Origin of the sequence: Streptomyces sp. DH-12 (genome assembly GCF_002899455.1) — a bacterium.
Lineage (GTDB): Bacteria > Actinomycetota > Actinomycetes > Streptomycetales > Streptomycetaceae > Streptomyces.
Window position 1 is genome coordinate 2,951,645 of sequence record NZ_PPFB01000001.1, and the last position, 15,931, is coordinate 2,967,575.

General features: G+C 70.9%; 17 protein-coding genes. 1 reads left to right on the forward strand and 16 read right to left on the reverse strand.

The window, feature by feature from the left end; translation table 11 throughout:
* Positions 1-21 precede the first annotated feature (21 nt).
* The 10 genes from C1708_RS11935 to C1708_RS11980 all read right to left on the reverse strand — a co-directional run bounded on the left by C1708_RS11935 (position 22) and on the right by C1708_RS11980 (position 11,156).
* On the reverse strand, positions 22-1,392 hold the full coding sequence (locus C1708_RS11935) for an AI-2E family transporter (protein WP_106412661.1): 1,371 nt from the start codon (positions 1,390-1,392) through the stop codon (positions 22-24).
* A 145-nt stretch (positions 1,393-1,537) separates the two neighbouring features.
* Positions 1,538-2,245: an aggregation-promoting factor C-terminal-like domain-containing protein gene (locus C1708_RS11940; protein ID WP_437077283.1), complete on the reverse strand. Its 708-nt coding sequence runs from the start codon at positions 2,243-2,245 to the stop codon at positions 1,538-1,540.
* A 454-nt stretch (positions 2,246-2,699) separates the two neighbouring features.
* Complete coding sequence (gene phoH2, locus C1708_RS11945) at positions 2,700-4,025, reverse strand: RNA 5'-3' helicase PhoH2 (protein WP_106412663.1); 1,326 nt, start codon at positions 4,023-4,025, stop codon at positions 2,700-2,702.
* Between the two features lie 420 nt (positions 4,026-4,445).
* Complete coding sequence (locus C1708_RS11950; RefSeq protein WP_106412664.1) at positions 4,446-5,219, reverse strand: isoprenyl transferase; 774 nt, start codon at positions 5,217-5,219, stop codon at positions 4,446-4,448.
* Positions 5,220-5,389: 170 nt separating this feature from the next.
* Positions 5,390-5,764: a hypothetical protein gene (locus tag C1708_RS11955; RefSeq protein WP_106412665.1), complete on the reverse strand. Its 375-nt coding sequence runs from the start codon at positions 5,762-5,764 to the stop codon at positions 5,390-5,392.
* A 1,023-nt stretch (positions 5,765-6,787) separates the two neighbouring features.
* Complete coding sequence (locus C1708_RS11960; RefSeq protein ID WP_106412666.1) at positions 6,788-7,669, reverse strand: methyltransferase domain-containing protein; 882 nt, start codon at positions 7,667-7,669, stop codon at positions 6,788-6,790.
* Positions 7,670-7,745: 76 nt separating this feature from the next.
* The gene (locus tag C1708_RS11965) at positions 7,746-8,624 is read right to left on the reverse strand and encodes an LLM class flavin-dependent oxidoreductase (RefSeq protein WP_106412667.1); all 879 of its coding nucleotides are present in this window, start codon (positions 8,622-8,624) and stop codon (positions 7,746-7,748) included.
* Positions 8,625-8,696: 72 nt separating this feature from the next.
* Positions 8,697-9,728, reverse strand: a complete 1,032-nt coding sequence (locus C1708_RS11970) for a hypothetical protein (protein ID WP_106412668.1) — start codon at positions 9,726-9,728, stop codon at positions 8,697-8,699.
* Positions 9,716-10,378: a hypothetical protein gene (locus tag C1708_RS11975; RefSeq protein WP_106412669.1), complete on the reverse strand. Its 663-nt coding sequence runs from the start codon at positions 10,376-10,378 to the stop codon at positions 9,716-9,718. Before C1708_RS11975 ends, C1708_RS11970 begins: the two co-directional genes overlap by 13 nt.
* A 130-nt stretch (positions 10,379-10,508) precedes the next feature.
* Positions 10,509-11,156 (reverse strand): hypothetical protein, encoded by a 648-nt coding sequence (locus tag C1708_RS11980; protein WP_106412670.1) that lies wholly within the window; start codon positions 11,154-11,156, stop codon positions 10,509-10,511.
* A gap of 91 nt (positions 11,157-11,247) precedes the next feature.
* Between C1708_RS11980 and C1708_RS11985 the strand changes: the two genes are divergently transcribed.
* Entirely contained in the window at positions 11,248-11,622 is a 375-nt protein-coding gene (locus tag C1708_RS11985) for a DUF192 domain-containing protein (protein ID WP_241911226.1), read from the forward strand.
* A 6-nt stretch (positions 11,623-11,628) separates the two neighbouring features.
* Here C1708_RS11985 and C1708_RS11990 read toward each other — a convergent pair whose 3' ends face one another.
* The 6 genes from C1708_RS11990 to C1708_RS12015 form a co-directional block, all read right to left on the reverse strand.
* On the reverse strand, positions 11,629-12,243 hold the full coding sequence (locus C1708_RS11990) for an OmpA family protein (RefSeq protein WP_106412672.1): 615 nt from the start codon (positions 12,241-12,243) through the stop codon (positions 11,629-11,631).
* 8 nt (positions 12,244-12,251) lie between these two features.
* A complete protein-coding gene (locus C1708_RS11995) occupies positions 12,252-12,830 on the reverse strand; it encodes a hypothetical protein (protein WP_106416260.1) in 579 nt (192 codons plus the stop codon).
* A gap of 33 nt (positions 12,831-12,863) precedes the next feature.
* Positions 12,864-13,478 carry a pilus assembly protein TadG-related protein gene (locus tag C1708_RS12000; protein WP_502696119.1) on the reverse strand — a complete coding sequence of 205 codons (615 nt, stop codon included), beginning with the start codon at positions 13,476-13,478 and terminating at the stop codon, positions 12,864-12,866.
* Positions 13,475-13,672, reverse strand: coding sequence for a Flp family type IVb pilin (locus C1708_RS12005; RefSeq protein WP_106412673.1), 198 nt, complete (start codon positions 13,670-13,672; stop codon positions 13,475-13,477). The genes C1708_RS12000 and C1708_RS12005 overlap by 4 nt, the downstream gene beginning before the upstream one ends.
* Before the next feature lie 150 nt (positions 13,673-13,822).
* On the reverse strand, positions 13,823-14,626 hold the full coding sequence (locus C1708_RS12010) for a response regulator (RefSeq protein ID WP_106416262.1): 804 nt from the start codon (positions 14,624-14,626) through the stop codon (positions 13,823-13,825).
* Complete coding sequence (locus tag C1708_RS12015) at positions 14,616-15,848, reverse strand: sensor histidine kinase (protein WP_198602471.1); 1,233 nt, start codon at positions 15,846-15,848, stop codon at positions 14,616-14,618. Before C1708_RS12015 ends, C1708_RS12010 begins: the two co-directional genes overlap by 11 nt.
* Between the last annotated feature and the right edge of the window lie 83 nt (positions 15,849-15,931).

A 15,931-nucleotide genomic window follows, 5' to 3' on the forward strand; every position in this document is an offset into this window, starting at 1 on the left:
GGACCCCGCGCGGAACGGACGTCAGTCCGCGGGTCCCTGGGGCCGGTCGGGCTCCGCTTCCGTGGGCAGCGGTTCGGGATGCGCCGGGGGCGGGGCGTCCGGCGCGGACATGGCCGTGGCGCCACGCGGCCGGGGCGACTGCACGAGGGCCGCCTCGTGGGAGTACGCCCGCAGATAGCCCACGACGGTGTTGGCGACCGCGACGAGCGGCACGGCGACCACCGCGCCCCCGATGCCCGCGACGAGGCCGCCGGTGGCGACGGCCAGCACCACCGCGAGCGGATGGACCCGCACCGCGCGCCCGAGGATGAACGGCTGCAGGATGTGGCCCTCGATCTGCTGGACCGCCAGCACCACCACGAGCGTCATCACACCGGTGAACACGCCCTGGGTGACCAGCGCGACGACCACGGCCAGCGCGCCGGACACCACCGCGCCCACGAGCGGGATGAACGAGAACAGGAAGATGAAGACGGCGAGCGGCACCGCCAGCGGCACGTCGAGGAAGTAGATGCCGAGGCCGATGAAGATGGCGTCGATCAGTGCCACGACCACCGTGCCGCGCACGTACGCGGTGAGCGTGCGCCAGGCGACCGGGCCGGCGCCGGCGACGCCCGGACGGGCCACGGCCGGGACCAGCTTGAGCGACCACTGCCAGATCCGCTTGCCGTCGTAGAGCAGGAACAGCGTCGAGAAGAGCGCCAGCAGCAGGCCGGTGAGCGCCTCGACGACGACCGTCACGCCCTCCAGGCCCGCCGAGGTGATCTGCTCGGTGTTGGCGCCGACCGCCTCGCGCAGGTTCTTGGCGATCTCGTTGATCTGCTTGTCGGTGACGTGGAACGGGCTGTTGAGCAGCCAGTTGCGCAGTTCGTCGATGCCGTCCTGGATCTGGTCGGCGAGGGTGTCGATGTTCTCCATGACCTGCCAGGTCACGAACCAGCCGATGAGTCCCATGACGACGAAGCCGAACAGCGCGGTCAGCACGGTGGCCGGTCCGCGCGGCACCCCGAGCCGCCGCAGCCGGGCGACCGTGGGCTGGAGCAGCGCGGTGATGAGCAGCGAGGCGACGAACGCCAGCACCACCAGCTGGACGGCGCTGATGACGCGCATCAGCACCCAGACGGTGCCCGCGAGCACCAGCAGGCGCCAGCCGGCCTCGGCGGCGACCCGGACGCCCCAGGGCACGGCCTGCGCCGGGTCGGGGCGCACCGGGAGGACGACCTGGGTGTACTCGGGGGGCGGAGGTAGCCGGTCGGGGTCGGCGGCGGGGCGCGCGGGGTCGTCGTCCGGCCCCCGGTCGCCCGTGACTTCGGCGCGGCGCTCCTCCAGCCGCTTGCCGACCTTCGTCAGTCCTGCTCCGACCCGGCCGAGCCACCCTGGCAGTCGCGACATGATCCGTCCTCTTCCCCCGTTTCTCCCCACCAGTCCCCCTGGAGCCGTCGGTCAGACGGTACAGGGCGAAAGCCCCGCACCGTAGGACGGTGCGGGGCTGTGCCGGAGTCGAGCGCGCCTCGTGGCGACGGACGGGTCCGCGGACCTAGTACCAGTGGTTGGCCTGCCAGAACTCCCAGGCACCGCACGGGCTGCCGTAGCGGCTGTCCATGTAGTTGAGGCCCCACTTGATCTGGGTGGCCGGGTTGGTCTGCCAGTCGGCGCCGGCGGAGGCCATCTTGGAGCCCGGCAGGGCCTGCACGAGGCCGTAGGCGCCGGAGGAGGGGTTGGTGGCCTGGTAGTTCCAGGTGGACTCGCGTTCCACGATGTTGCTGAAGCACTGGAACTGGTCGGCGGGCACCATCTGGCGGGCCATGGCCTGGACCTCGGCGACCGAGTAGGAGGCCTGGACCGCGAAGGAGGACGCGTCACGCGCGGCGGAACGGCTGGCGGCCTTCTCGGCCTGCTCGCGCTCCTGGGCGTCGCGCTTGGCCTGCTCGGCCTTCTCGGCTGCCTTCTTCTTCGCGATCGCGGTCTTGGCGGCGGCCTTGCGGGCTGCCTCCTCCGCGTCCTTCTTGGCGGTCGCGTCCGCGGCGATGGCCATCGTCTGGGCCTGCTGCGTCAGCGACGCGGTCTGCACCTGCGCCTGCTCCCCCGCGGGGATGTCCGCGAGCAGCGTGGTGCCGGCTGCCGTCGCTTCGGCGTCGTTGTTCTGCGCTGCGGTGCTGCCCGAGGCAACGCCGACGACGCTTCCGACAGCGGTGACCGCCGTGGCCGAGGCCACTGCGAATCCCCGGACCGAGATCCGGCTCACACGGTTTCCTTCCAGCATCGCCCGCTTCGGTGACCCTCGCGGACGCAATCGTGCCCCTGACACTGGCCTCCCCAACTACGGGTCACGGAAGGCACGGGCCCGGTGGGCAACTCCTTCGGCAGGAGCGCCGCGTGGTGCTCGGGCGGCATACGACGACGCTATGGAGTTGAAAGGGTGTTCCTGTGCGGTTGTGTACCTCCCCCGCCGCCTTGACGGCCCGGGGGGGCACCCCCGAGGGGCACAACTGTGTCGTATGCGGGGCCTGACAGGAGTGAGACTCTGCCGTAACCGAGTGGCGCGAGGCAATTCCCTGTCGCGTGTGAAAGCTCACATGTCGTTCGCCCCCAGGGATCACCGGAAAGCCGCACACGCGCCGACGCCGCCCGGCTAGGCTCTACGCCTTTCCCGGACGGCGCCAACTACCGCGTCACCGACTCGCGTCGGGACGCGAGGGTCAGATGTGACCGTCTTCGAGCATTTCGGTCACAAGGGCCGCGATCTGGGACCTCTCGGACCGGTTCAGGGTCACGTGGGCGAACAGTGGATGCCCCTTCAGTTTTTCGACGACGGCGACCACACCGTCGTACCGGCCGACCCGCAGGTTGTCCCGCTGCGCCACGTCGTGCGTCAGGACGACCCGGGAATTGGCCCCGATCCGGGACAGAACGGTCAACAGGACATTCCGCTCGAGGGACTGGGCCTCGTCCACGATGACGAACGCGTCGTGCAGCGAGCGGCCCCGGATGTGGGTGAGCGGCAGGACCTCCAGCATGCCGCGCGCGGTGACCTCCTCGATGACCTCCCGGCTGGTGACCGCCGACAGCGTGTCGAACACGGCCTGGGCCCAGGGGCTCATCTTCTCGGCCTCGGTGCCGGGCAGATAGCCCAGCTCCTGTCCGCCCACCGCGTACAGCGGCCGGAAGACCATCACCTTCTGGTGCTGCCGCCGCTCCAGCACGGCCTCCAGGCCCGCGCACAGCGCGAGCGCCGACTTGCCGGTGCCGGCCCGGCCGCCCATGGACACGATCCCGACGTCCGGGTCGAGCAGCAGGTCGAGCGCGATCCGCTGCTCGGCGCTGCGGCCCTTGATGCCGAACGCCTCCCGGTCGCCGCGCACCAGGCGGACGTTGCCCTCGGCGGTGACCCGGCCGAGGGCCTTCCCGCGCTCGGACTGGATGGTCAGGCCGGTGTGCACGGGCAGGTCCGCGGCCTCGGGCACGTACACGTGGCCTTCCTCGAAGAGGACGTCCACCTGCTCGCCGGGCAGGGTCAGTTCGGACATTCCGGTCCAGCCGGAGGAGTCCGTGATGGCGAGCTCCGCGCGGTACTCCTCGGCGAGGAGGCCGACGGAGGACGCCTTGATCCTGAGCGGGAGGTCCTTCGACACCACGGTGACGTCGAACCCCTCGGCCTGCAGATTGCGGGCGACCGCGAGGATGCGGGAGTCGTTGTCCCCCAGGCGGTAGCCGCTGGGCAGCACGCTGGGGTCCGAGTGGTTGAGCTCGACCCGCAGGGTTCCGCCGAGGTCCCCGGTCGGGATGGGGGCGTCGAGACGGCCGTACCGCACCCGGTAGTCGTCCAGCAGGCGCAGGGCCTGGCGGGCGAAGTAGCCGAGCTCGGGATGGTTCCGCTTGGCCTCCAGCTCGGTCACCACGACGACGGGGAGCACGACCTCGTGCTCGTCGAAGCGGGACGGGGCATGGGGGTCGGCCAGCAGGACGCTGGTGTCGAGAACGTAGGTGCGCCGGTCGGGCTTGTGGCGCTTTGCGCTGGTCACCACGGAAGGACGAACCCCCTCGGATGAGGTCGGGGAGCGACGAGGCGGAGCTGGACCGGTCGACGGCCGCGATGCACAGCGGGCCGAGAACCGGCCCTCCGCCGCTTCTTCCGTGCCGTGACCGCACGGTCGGGCTGGTGCAAAGGGCCTCCCGGGCGGACGGCACCCGTGCCGTCCGCTGAGATACGACACCCGTGGTTCGGGCGTCGACCTGACTCAGTTATGCCCTTGAACAAGCGCCGCCATGCCACGGCCCCTGACGGCACGCAGGTGAACGGTGCGTGACACCCGGTGACCCCAGGGTGGTGCGGAAGTGGTGGGAGGGCGTGTCAGGGTGATGCGGGGTGACACGCGCCGGCGCGCGATGACCGTACGCGGTGGCGCCCGGTGGAGCGGGTGCGGCGGGCGCGGCGGGTACGGCGGTCAGCCGCCGAAGCGCCGGTGGCGTGCGGCGTAGTCGCGCAGCGCGCGCAGGAAGTCCACCTTGCGGAAGGCCGGCCAGAAGACCTCGCAGAAGTAGTACTCCGAGTGGGCCGTCTGCCACAGCATGAATCCGGACAGCCGCTGTTCGCCGCTGGTGCGGATGACGAGGTCCGGATCGGGCTGCGCCTTGGTGTAGAGGTGACGTCCGATCATGTCGACGTCCACGGACTCGGCGAGCTCGTCCATCGAAACGCCCTTGTCGTGGGCCTCGAGGAGCATGGAGCGCACGGCGTCGGCGATCTCCTGGCGTCCGCCGTACCCGATGGCCACGTTGACGACTATCCCGTCGACGTGCGCGGTGGCCGCCTCGGCCTCCTTCAGGACGGTCTGCATCCCGGAGGGCAGCAGATCGAGGGTGCCCACGTGGTGGACCCGCCAGCGGCCGTCGGCGGCGAGCGTGCGCACCACGTCCTCGATGATGCCGAGGAGCGGGACGAGTTCCTCCTCGGGCCGGTCGAAGTTGTCCGTCGACAGCAGCCACAGGGTGACCACCTCGACGTCCGTCTCGCTGCACCAGCCGAGGAACTCCTCGATCTTGTCCGCGCCGGCCCGGTGGCCGTGCACGGTGCTGGACCCCGCGGCCTTCGCCCAGCGGCGGTTGCCGTCCATGATGACGCCGATGTGCTTGGGCACCTGAGCGGTGTCCAGGTGACCTTCCACCCGGCGTGCGTACAGCCTGACCAGCAGGCTCCGCAGCTTGTCGCGCAGGTTCACGTGATCGTCAGCCCCTCCGTGCGGATCGGACAGGCGCGGCACCCCGCCGCGTCGCGCGGCAAGCGGCCCGGTCTCGGCCGCGGGCGGTCCCTGCCCGGATGGCGGTCCCCAGAGGCGAAGCGTACCCCCGCCGGGGCGGGGGTCCCCAACGTCCGGGGTGGCGCGCTTTGTCAGCTGTACTGCGGTGGCACGCCGTTTGCCTGGTGCCGCCGGAACCAGTACCGCGCGGGCTTCCCGCAGAGCAGCACCAGGACGGCGACGGCGGAACCGAGCGGCAGGACGCCGAGCGGGATGCCCTGTCCCGCCGCGCCGAGCGCGAAGAGGATCTGCACGGAGGCCGGCGCCAACGAGGCCACGCGCACGCCGTTGCCCGCCTTCGGGAACCGGAACGCCAGCACGAACAGCACGGCGGTCATCAGGTACGTGCTGAAGAACCGCCCCGACTCCTCCGCTCCCGCGCCGGCGGCGACCAGGACGGTCAGCAGCACGGCGATGCCGAACGTCACGAAGATCACGATCTGCGCGGCGCGGACGGGGCCGGGCATGCCGACGGGCCCGGCGCCCCCCGGCCAAGGCGCGGCGCCGGGCCATCCGTAGGAGTGAGCGCCAGGCTGGCCGTAGGGATGGGCGCCGGGCTGGCCGTAGGGGTGGACGCCGGGCTGCGCGTACGGCTGGGCGACGGGTTGGCCGTAGGGCGACGGGGCTCCGGGCTGCGCGGGGTACGGCGGCTGGGGCCGGGGGCGTGGAGGAGGAGGGGTACGGCGGGTGCGGATACGACGGGTACGCCGGGTCGGGCGACTGCCCCAGGGGCTGAGCGGGCGGCGGTCCGTAGGGGCCGGGGCCGCCAGGAGGCTGCTGAGGGGCCGGTGTCGGATGCTCGTTCGACATGCCGGGACTTCAGCCAGCGGGCTGCGCGGGAGGAGACCGGAGGGGCCGCAGGAGACCGGAGGAGGCCGCGGAGGAGGCCGCGGAGGGGGCGAAGAGGCCGGAAGGAACCGGAGAAGCCGGAGGAAGCCAGAGGGGGCCGTCGCGGGCGGGGTGCGTCGGCGCGAGACGGCGGACAAGAGAAACGGGCCGGTCCGTGGGGGGGAGACGGACCGGCCCGAGGGGGGGTTTCCACCATAACCCTTCGTAAGTGATGCTGCGTGCATCGGCGCGGCACAACTACTCTCCGGAACCGCCCGGCGACGCCTGGATGCCCTCGGAGGGGCCGTTTCAGGGGTCTCTCCTGGCCGGAACCCAGCGAAAACACGCGGAAAACGGGCGCTGAGGGAGCGCTGTGGGGACTCTGTGCAGGGTGTGGCACCAACCCCGCACCTTTCCGGTCACTCTTCCGGCTGTCCCCCCGACGGGTGACCCCGGCGGCGGCTCCGGCTTGACCCGGAGGCGGGGCGACGGGAGGGGAGGCGGGACGACGGAAAAGGAGAGGCGGGTGGTGCGGGCGCCGCGCAGCCCCCTCCACTGCGCGGTGACCCTTCCGCGCAGCTTTGCTGACGCGAATCAACTTGGTCCGAACCTAAGTGATGGGCCGCTGCCGGAACCAGCCCCCACCCATAACGATGCGGCAACTACGCGCGTCGACCGGATGCGGCGGCCTCTGAACCGCCCGCACCACCCGCACCGCCCGAACTGCCCGGACCGCCCGGCCTGCGCGCCTCGACGAGGTGACGCGAGCTGTGGGCCGCGAAGGAGCCCTCGGCCTCGATCCGCTCGTGCAGCTCCCGCAGCCTCGGCCGGTACTCCTCGACGGTGAAGCCGGGGACCATCCAGATCACCTTGCGCAGGAAGTGCACCACCGCGGCGATGTCGAAGAACTCCATGCGCAGCCGCTCGGCCCGCAGCTCCACGACCTCGAGCCCGGCCGCCTCGGCGTCCCGCCGCTCCCGCTCCGGATCGCGCGCGGTACGGCTCTCCTCGGGCTGCGGGCCGAGGAAGAACTCGACGAGTTCGAAGGCGCTGGCGGGTCCCACGTGCTGGGCGAGGTAGGCGCCGCCGGGCTCGAGCACCCGGGCGATCTCGTGCCAGTGCGGCCGGACGGGATGCCGACTGACGACGAGGGAGAACGAACCGTCGGCGAACGGCAGCGGCGCGGCCTCGGCCGCCGCGACGAGGGCGGCGCCGTACGGCCGGAGCGTCCGCGCAGCCTTGCGGACGTTGGGCGGCCAGCCCTCGGTGGCGACGACGCGCGGGGGCCGTCGCCGAGCCCGGCCGAGGGCGAACGCGAGGACCTCTCCCCCGCCGGTCTGCACGTCGAGCACGGGCCCGTCCGCCGTGCCCAGCCGGCCGGCCAGGGTGGTGGCGTACCCCCAGGAGGGACGCGCCTCGACGGCGCGCCCCTCGAACCAGGAGAAGTCCCACCCCTCGGTGGGCACGGAGGCGCCCTCGGCGAGGAGTTCGTCGAACGTGCGGGGGCGGGTACGGGTACGGGGTCGTGGCCGGGGACGGGGCATGTGGCGAGGATGCCCGAACGCGGGGCCGGCCGTCGCGCGCTTTTCCCGCCCCGCGCCGCCCCGCGCGCCCGTGGGTTCACGCCACGAGGGGCCGTACCTCCTCTGCGGCGAAGCGCACGAAGCCCTCCGGGTCGGGTTCGTCGCCGGTCGGCTGGAGGACGACCGAGTCGGCGCCCGCCTCGGCCAGCCGCCGCACGGCCTCGGCGACGGCGCGGGCGTCCCCGGCGACCCCGAGCTCGGCGTCGGCGCCGTGCCCCTCGGCGACCAGCTCGGCCCGCAGCCGCTCGCGCGCACCGTCGCCGGTCGAGGTCAGCAGATAGACGACGACCCGATGACCGGCCGGGTCACGCCCCGCCGCGACCCGGCCCTCCTCGATGAGCCGGCGTGCCTGCCGGACGCCGTCGGCGGAGGTGTCGGCGGTGAGGATGGTGCCGTCGGCGGCCTCCCCGGTGAGCCGTACGGTACGGGGGCCCATACCGCCGGCCAGGACGTCGACGGGGCCGGGCGGGGGCCAGTCGAGCGCGACGCCGTCGAGGGTGACGTACCGGCCCTTGGTCGTGACCGTCTCGCCGGCCAGCAGGGCGCGGAGGGCGAGCAGATGCTCCCGGAGCAGGGTGAGGGGCGACGCGGCGCGCGCGCCGACCTGTCCCATCCAGTCCTGCACGCCGTGCCCGACACCGAGGACCGGGCGGCCCGGGAACATCCGGTGCAGGGAGGCGGCCTCCATGGCGGTGACGGCGACGTTCCGCAGCGGGACGGGCAGCAGCCCGATGCCGACGCGCAGGCGCTCGCTCCACGCGAGGGCGGCGGCGCCGGTGGAGATGCCGCCCTCCCGGAAGCAGTCCTCCCACAGCCAGAGCTCGTCGAGCCCGGCTGTGTCGGCCGCCCGCACGACGGAGCGAAGCCGCTCGGGGGCGAGCTGGGGTCGGAACACCGCACCGAGTGTCGTGGTCATGCGGGTGTACCTACCCACGCGGGCCCGCCCCGGCAAACCTTTGCCGGGGCGGGCCCGCACGTGGGGGTGCGGTCAGCGGTTGACGGCCTGGATCTCCTGGACGACGACGTCCTGGGTAGCTCCGAACTCACCGTCGGGCAGGTCGCCGCCCGCGCCACCGGAGCCGGTCCAGTGGACCTCCCACGTGACGGTCGCCTGCAGCGGGAAGGTGCCGTCGCCCGAGGAGCGGAGGTACTTCACCCCGCACGGGGGCGTCCGGTTCGCCTTGCCCTTGGCGTAGGGCTCGCCGATCCGACCGTTGTCGATCTCGCAGACACCGGAGGCGGGGTACGTCTCGGCGTCCGGGGTGCCGGGCTCGATCTTCAGCGCGACCGGCTCCGCCGTGGCCGTCGCGTAGATGCCGATCTCCGGCACGGACGCGGTGACCGACACCGGCTGGAACTCGGCGCCGTCCAGCCACGACCAGGTCGGGAGGTTCACCTTGGTCGCCTGCGCGGGGGCGAGGGTCACCTCGGTGCCGGGGACGCGGATCTCCGCGTAGGCGAGTTCGGCGAGGAGCTCGGGCGTGACGGCGTTCTCGATGTTCGCGGGCGGGGCCTCGCCCTCGTCCACCCAGAAGTAGTCCTCGTCACAGGAGTCCCAGCCGGGCGGGTAACTCTTGTTGACGTACGAGCCCCACCAGTAGCCCTTGCCGGACTTGTCCTTGTTGAAGTCCTTCTCCGGGTCGTCCGGGTTCAGGTACTTCTCGCGCTGCTCGTTGTCCCACTCATGGCCGGTGGACCCGGCCTCCCAGATCGGCTCCAGGTACGCCTGCAGCTCCTCCGGGGTGTACTTGGGCGCGTACCAGCAGGGCGGCGGCGTCCACGAGGTGGTCGACGTGAGCCCGCCGACCTTTCCGCCCTTGCCGTTCTTCGAGTGGTCGAAGACGACACCGCCGGCGGAGACGGAGAGGGTGCCGTCGCCGTCGAGGTTGGCGTTCTGGTCCGTGTCGCCGTGGCTTCCGTGTTTGCCCCTCTCTGCGAAGGCCGCCTGGGCGGTAAAAAGGGAGGCGCAGACGACTGCCAGAACCGTCGCCGTCCTACCCGCGTTCCTTACGGCTGACACTCCTTGGCCCCCCTCTGCGAAATGATTTCGGTGGTCTGCCAGACACCCTCGGCGTTCTTGGTGAGCGCCGCGTTGTAGAGCACGTAGCTGTCCGAGGATGCCGGCGACTTGTCGACCTTGCCGGTCTTCTTGCTCTTGATGTACGACTTGCTCTCGTCCGAGCAATAGGTGACGTACGCCTTCGTGGCACCGTTCAGCGTCGCCTTGCGGTTGAAGTACCGCGTCTCACCCGTCCAGGTGTCATTGGCGTCGATGTAGCGCTGTACGTAGGTGATGGCCGAGCTCAACGCCTTGTCGGTGTTGTAGAAGCCGAGCGCCTCCGTGTCCGTACTGCCCTTGAAGATGGCCTCGTCGACAGAGTTGATGCCGGAGGCGCTGTCGGCGAGGACCGCGTCCTTTGTCGGATCGCCCGTCTTACCGCCCTCGAAAACGTTCTTGGCGTCGGCCGGGAAAGTGATCTTCGGGCGTCCGCCGGATGCAACGGAGTCACTCGGGGTCGGTGACGCCGACTTCTTGTCGCCTGTGTCGGCTCCCGCGATCTTGTCGCTGTCCTTCGCGGAAGAGTCGTCGTCGCTTCCGCACGCGGACAGCGTCAGGGCCGCGGTGGCGGTCAGCGCGAGCGCTGCGAGCAGGGTAGGACGGCGGTTCACAGTCGGCTCCCGGTGGGGCGAGGCGTCTACATCAGCGCGCCAACGCTACCCAGCGCACGCAGTGCGGCACCAGAGCGAACGGGTCAACTGCAACACAGCCAATACCGAATTGGGACGCGGCCGCTCTACGTCAGGGCCGGCACTCGGCGCTTCCTCGCTGCGATGTCAGACGCTCGGTCACCCACACACCGTTCTCGCTCTTGCGGAGCATGGCTGCATAGACGACGTAGGAGTCCTTGGTCACCGGTGTGACGTCGGTCTTACCGGTCTCGAGGAACTTGTTGAAAGCCCTACTTTGATCCTCGCAGTACACGAGAGCGGCTGTTCCGTCGTTGTGGACCGTCACGTTCGCGTCGTAGAAGCGAGTGAAACCCGTCGTGCGGGCCTTATGATCGACGAATTCCTGAATGTACCGCTGACTCCCCGCGGCAGCAGTGCCTTCGGAGTAGAAGCGGTACGCCTCGTGGAGTGCGTCCTGCTCCGCGATGGCCAGGTCCACCGCCTTGATCCGCTGCTCGGAATCCGCAAGCACGGCGTCCTTCACCGGGTCGCCGGTCTTGCCCCAGTCGAACGCGTACGTGACATCGGAGGGCATTTCGATCATGGGGCGGCCGTCCGACGCCGGAGCCGCCGACGTTGCCGGTGGAGTCGGTTCCTCAACTTCCGCCGCCTTGTCGCTGCCCTTCGCCGGAGCGTCGGTGCCCTCGCCGCCGCACCCGGTCAAGGGCACGGCTGCGATCACGGCAAGGGTCGTGAGGAAGGCGGAACGGCGGTTCAAGGAAGCTCCCGGTGGGGCGAGGCGTCGCTTTCGTGGGATCACGTTATCCAGCTGCGGGGTACGTTCGCCGGGAGTGAGGGGAGGCGCGGTCGTGCGGTGGCGGGACGGGCGTGGGGAGTTGGTCGTACGGGAGCGGGACGGAGCCGTCAGCGCACGCGTGCCGTTGGAGATCGCCGCCTCCTATCGGGCGCGGACCCGGGGACTGCTGGGGCGGGACAGCCTGGAGGGCGCTCTGTTGCTCTCCCCCGCGAACAGCATCCACACCTTCCGTATGCGCATGCCCATCGACGTCGCCTACCTGGACCGCCGGCTCCGGGTCCTCGCCGTGCGCACCATGCCGCCCGGACGGCTGGGGCGGCCACGCGTCCGGGCACGGCATGTGATCGAGGCCGAGGCGGGGGCGATGGAGGGGTGGGGGCTGGTCGTGGGGGCCGTGGTGGAGGTGGCGGGGCAAGAGGGTGGTTGAGTCGTCCTAGTTCTCTCCTCGCGGGAAGGAGATCTCCACCCTTCGGTTCTTCTTCCGGCCGGCCTCCGTCGAGTTGTCGGCGATCGGGTAGTCCTCGCCGTAACCGCGCACCTCGTACGTGATGTTCGCGTCGCTCAACTCCTGTTCGAGGATGCCGTGCACCGCGTTGGCCCGCTTGCGGGACAACACGTCGCCGTGGGCGGACGAGCCCAGGTCGTCCGTGAAGCCGAAGACGCGGATGCGGGTCGCGTTCTGCGTCTTGATCTCGTTCGCGATGACGCTGATGCGGGCCCTCGCCTGTGCGGAGATCTTGGCGCTGTCCTTGCCGAAGAGGACCTCCGCCTGGAGGGCGAACTTCACATCCGTGTTCGTGTCCTCGCGTCGCTCGTCCCCGCTCTGGTCCTCGACGACGGACTTGATGTCCAGCACCTTCGGCTCCGCGAGGGTGGCACCGTCCGGGAGCTTCAGGTCGGGGTCGTTGGAGTCCAGCTTCACGGGCGCGGAGGCGCTGGCTTCCGTGCCCGGGGGGACGCTCGGTCCGTCGTCGGCGTGGGCCACGGCCGGACCGGTGGCCAGCAGGGTGGCCAGCGTGCCGATGAGAAGGAGGCGCGTGTGTGTCATCCTCTGCCTCACCCAGAGATCTGGATGGTGCCGCTGGCGAACGTCGGCAACTGGAAGGTGACCTCCGACGTGTCCGTCGGCGGGGCCGGGAACTGCATGAACACCGGCACCGTGGCCCCGGGCTTGATTTTGGGGAGGTTGGTCGTCGTCAGCGGTCGGCCGTCGGTGTCCCGCAACACGTAGTAGCGCTTCTTGCTGGCGGAGTCGACGAGAGTCGCGCCCCCGAACGACGCACCGTGACGCATGATCTCCGTCTCGTCGCCGCGTGTCTCGATAGGCACGCGTACGTCCTCGCTTCCGTCGTTCTTGATCTCCCCGCTCACGGTTACGAATCCTCCGGCGTCCCGCGTCGCGGACTCAATGGTGAGGACGAGACCGTCCCTGCCCTTCAGCTCTGCCAGGACCGCTTCCTCCTGACCCTCCTGCGCACTGGGATCGGAACCCCGGCCTTCGGACGCCGAAGCCCGCGACTTCGGCTTGTCGTCGTCATCGCCGCCCCCGCAGCCGGCCGTTCCGAGGGCCAGTCCGGCCGCAACAACCAGCGCGACGGCCCCGCTACGGGCCCTCGTTGTGAACCGAACGCTCATACCCTGCATCCTCAGTTACTCGTCGTTTGCTTGTCAGTCGGCCAGGTGCACGTCGAAGAGGTCCTCGGGCTTCGGCAGCAAATCCTCGGGCGTCTCAGGGGCCAGCTCCCAGTCGACCCCGCCCTTGCAGTTGAGCGTGGGGAGCTCTTCCTCTGCGTCCGCGTCCTCTTCCCCAGCGGGAGCATCGAAGCCGCAGCGCGGCTCGATCACCGCGGTAGCCGTCGCCAGCGACTTCTTCGTCTCCGTGCCGGGCACGATGGAGTTCCCCACGGTCTTGTTCGTCTGTACTTCGACCGTGTACCTGAGGGGCCCGTCCGCGTCGCAGCTCAGGAGCGTGGCGTCGTTGCTGGCCGCTAGTTGCTCGGCACGCCAGCAGGACGGGGTCAGCCCCTCCGCCATGCCGTCGAAAATGTCCTGCCACTTTTCCGGATCGAGGAGATTGTCCGCCCACGCCCCGGACAGTTGGTCACGCCTCTCCTGAGCAGCCGCGAGAGCCGCCGCGTCGGCAGCGGTCTGGGCACCGTTCCGATTCGCCGCAGCCTGGCCGACAGCCAGGTATGCGAACGCGAGGAAGAGCAGGCCCCCCACCACCGTGATGTAAATGGGGAATGCCTGCCCTGCGTCAGAGGTGGGGGAGCGACGGATCAGCCGACGAGTTCGTCGATCTTGTTCGTGATCGCGGTGTAAATGGTGTTGCCGATGTCCGTCCCCGTGATCGCCAGCACAATGGCCACCACCACCGCGATGATGCCCAGGTACTCCACCGCCGTCTGGCCCCGGTCGTCGCGACGGGCCGCTCGGGACTGGAGGTGCCTGACCGTCGTGTTGATCCAGTTGCCCATGGTGTTCCCCTCCGGCTGACGCGGTGGCGGCCTGGGTCCCGGGGCCGCTGTCGACCTCGGCACCGTATGAGTGGGCGGCGAGGCCCCTGAAGGGTCCCGAGGCCCAATTCCGGACCCAAATGCGGGCCCATCGCATTGTGCGCGTGCGCCTCACCACCGGCCAACCCCCTCCTCGGCCGAATTACGCCCCGTCCCCAGCCACTTCGCGGTGGCCTCGGAACGGCTCGTGCTGTGCAGCTTCGCGAAGATGCGGTTGATGTGGTTCTTGACCGTCTTCTCGCTGATGAAGCAGGTGGCGGCGATCTGCTGGTTGGTCATGCCGGACGCGATGAGCTCCATGATCTCCGCCTCCCTCGCGCTCAGCCCGTATGCCGACCTGTCAGACACTGACTGTGTCACATCCGGTTGCAGCTGCGAAAGGTTTTCCATAGAAGTACGCCCTTCGGTGGGCCAACTCCCGCCAGAACCGGCCACGGGTACGGCACTTCCCGCGCTCCCCGCACGCAGTTGCGCGAGCAATGCCCCCGCCGCCGTCGGCGTCAGGCGGGGTCTCCCTCGCCGGGCGTCCCGCACCGCCGTCACCAGCTCGTCGGGCGTGAACTCACCGTGCACCAGGTACCCGTTCGCGCCTCGCCGCAGTGCCTCGTGGACGATGTCCGACTCCCCGCTGTACGTCAGCATCAGGACCGCCGTCAGCGGCACCAGGTGCGGGAGGGCCGCGAGGCCGTCCACCCCTGGCATGCGGACGTCCAGGAGCACCACGTCGGGACCGTGGGCGAGCGTCGCCTCGTACGCCTCCCTGCCGTCCGCCGCCTCCGCCACCACCTCGACGTTCTCGCGGCCGGTGAGGAGCGCCGTCAGCCCCGCGCGGACCACGGGGTTGTCGTCGGCCACGACCACGCGGACGGGCTCCGGGGGCGGAACCTCCCCGAAGGGGTTCGGTTCACCGGTCATGGCGGGCCTCCAGGACACTGCTCGTCGTCACCGCCGCGAGCGGCAGTTCCAGGCGGACCTCCGTGCCGCGTCCCCGTTCGCCCCGCCCGAAGCTGATGCGTGCGCCGACCGAGGCCGCCCGTTCCGCCATGCCGACCAGGCCGAAGTGGCCCGAGCGGCGTAAGCGGGCGAGGTCGGTGTCGGCGGGGAGGCCGGTGCCGTCGTCGCGGACGGTGACGGTCAGCAGGTCGCCCTGGACGCCGGCCCGGACGTCGATGCTGCTCGCCCGTGCGTGGCGGCGGGCGTTCTCCAGCGCCTCCGAGGTGATGGAGAGGAGCTGGCGGGCCACCGTCGGGGGGACGGGCGGGGCGGGTGCTTCACCTGTCCTCCCGTACGACACCGGCACCTCACCGCGTTCCCTGAAACTCCGCACCGCGCACGCCAGTTCGGACAGGACGTCCACCTCCCGGCCCGGGTCCCCCTCCCTCCGCAGGTCCGTCAGCAGTTCCCGCGACTCGGCCGCGGCCCTCCGCGCGGACCGGGCCACGAGTCCCGCCTGGCGCCTGACCAGGGCCGGGTCCATGCGGGCCGCGCCTGCCGAGCAGGCCAGGCCGTCCGCCGCGAGGGCGACCCCGTGCAGCGTCTTGGCGACCGAGTCGTGCATCTCCCGTGCCAGCCGCGCGCGTTCGGCGCTGACCGCCTCGGTGACGGCGAGCCGGGCCCGGACGGCGGCCAGGGCGCGGGTCGCCTCGCCGAGGTGGAGCATCAGCCTGCGCAGGCTGGAACCGACCGCGCCCGCGATCACGCACAGGCCGGGCAGGATCAGTGTCTCGGCGGGTTCCGTGTGCGGGTTGTCCAGCGCCGCGTGGACCAGCAGCAGGATCAGGCCCTGGAGCGAGGCGAAGACGGCGGCGCCGCGCCAGCCGTAGATGAGGCCCGCGAGCAGCGGGGTGCAGACGCTGACGTAGGCGAGGGTGGTGTCGGGGCCGGCGGAGACCAGCAGCAGGGCGCCGAAGAGGGTGTCGGCCGCGAGGAGGGTGGGATGGCGCAGGAGGAGGGGCCCGAAGCGCTCCCAGTCGCGGAAGAGGGCGTACGACACCATGAAGGTGACGACGACCGCGATGCCGACCAGGCGTACGCCCCAGCCGGGGCCCGCGTTGAGGAGCGCGGACGGGGCGGCGACGGCGATCATCGCGAGCCGGAAGCCGAAGGCCTGGCGGCAGAGCGCCTGGAGGGCGTTCACCTGGAGCTGGGTGTCCGTGACCGGTGGGGCGGCCGGCTCCTGGGGAGCCGCGGGCGCGGGCGCGTACCGCCGGGCGGGGCCGG

Excerpts from the sequence above, each read along its gene's own strand:
- C1708_RS11990 (WP_106412672.1), bottom strand. The coding sequence starts at position 12,243 with ATGACACACACGCGCCTCCTTCTCATCGGCACGCTGGCCACCCTGCTG.
- C1708_RS11960 (WP_106412666.1), bottom strand. The coding sequence starts at position 7,669 with ATGCCCCGTCCCCGGCCACGACCCCGTACCCGTACCCGCCCCCGCACG.
- C1708_RS11955 (WP_106412665.1), bottom strand. The coding sequence starts at position 5,764 with ATGCCCGGCCCCGTCCGCGCCGCGCAGATCGTGATCTTCGTGACGTTC.
- C1708_RS11935 (WP_106412661.1), bottom strand. The coding sequence starts at position 1,392 with ATGTCGCGACTGCCAGGGTGGCTCGGCCGGGTCGGAGCAGGACTGACG.
- C1708_RS11995 (WP_106416260.1), bottom strand. The coding sequence starts at position 12,830 with ATGAGCGTTCGGTTCACAACGAGGGCCCGTAGCGGGGCCGTCGCGCTG.
- C1708_RS12005 (WP_106412673.1), bottom strand. The coding sequence starts at position 13,672 with ATGGGCAACTGGATCAACACGACGGTCAGGCACCTCCAGTCCCGAGCG.
- C1708_RS11965 (WP_106412667.1), bottom strand. The coding sequence starts at position 8,624 with ATGACCACGACACTCGGTGCGGTGTTCCGACCCCAGCTCGCCCCCGAG.
- C1708_RS12010 (WP_106416262.1), bottom strand. The coding sequence starts at position 14,626 with ATGACCGGTGAACCGAACCCCTTCGGGGAGGTTCCGCCCCCGGAGCCC.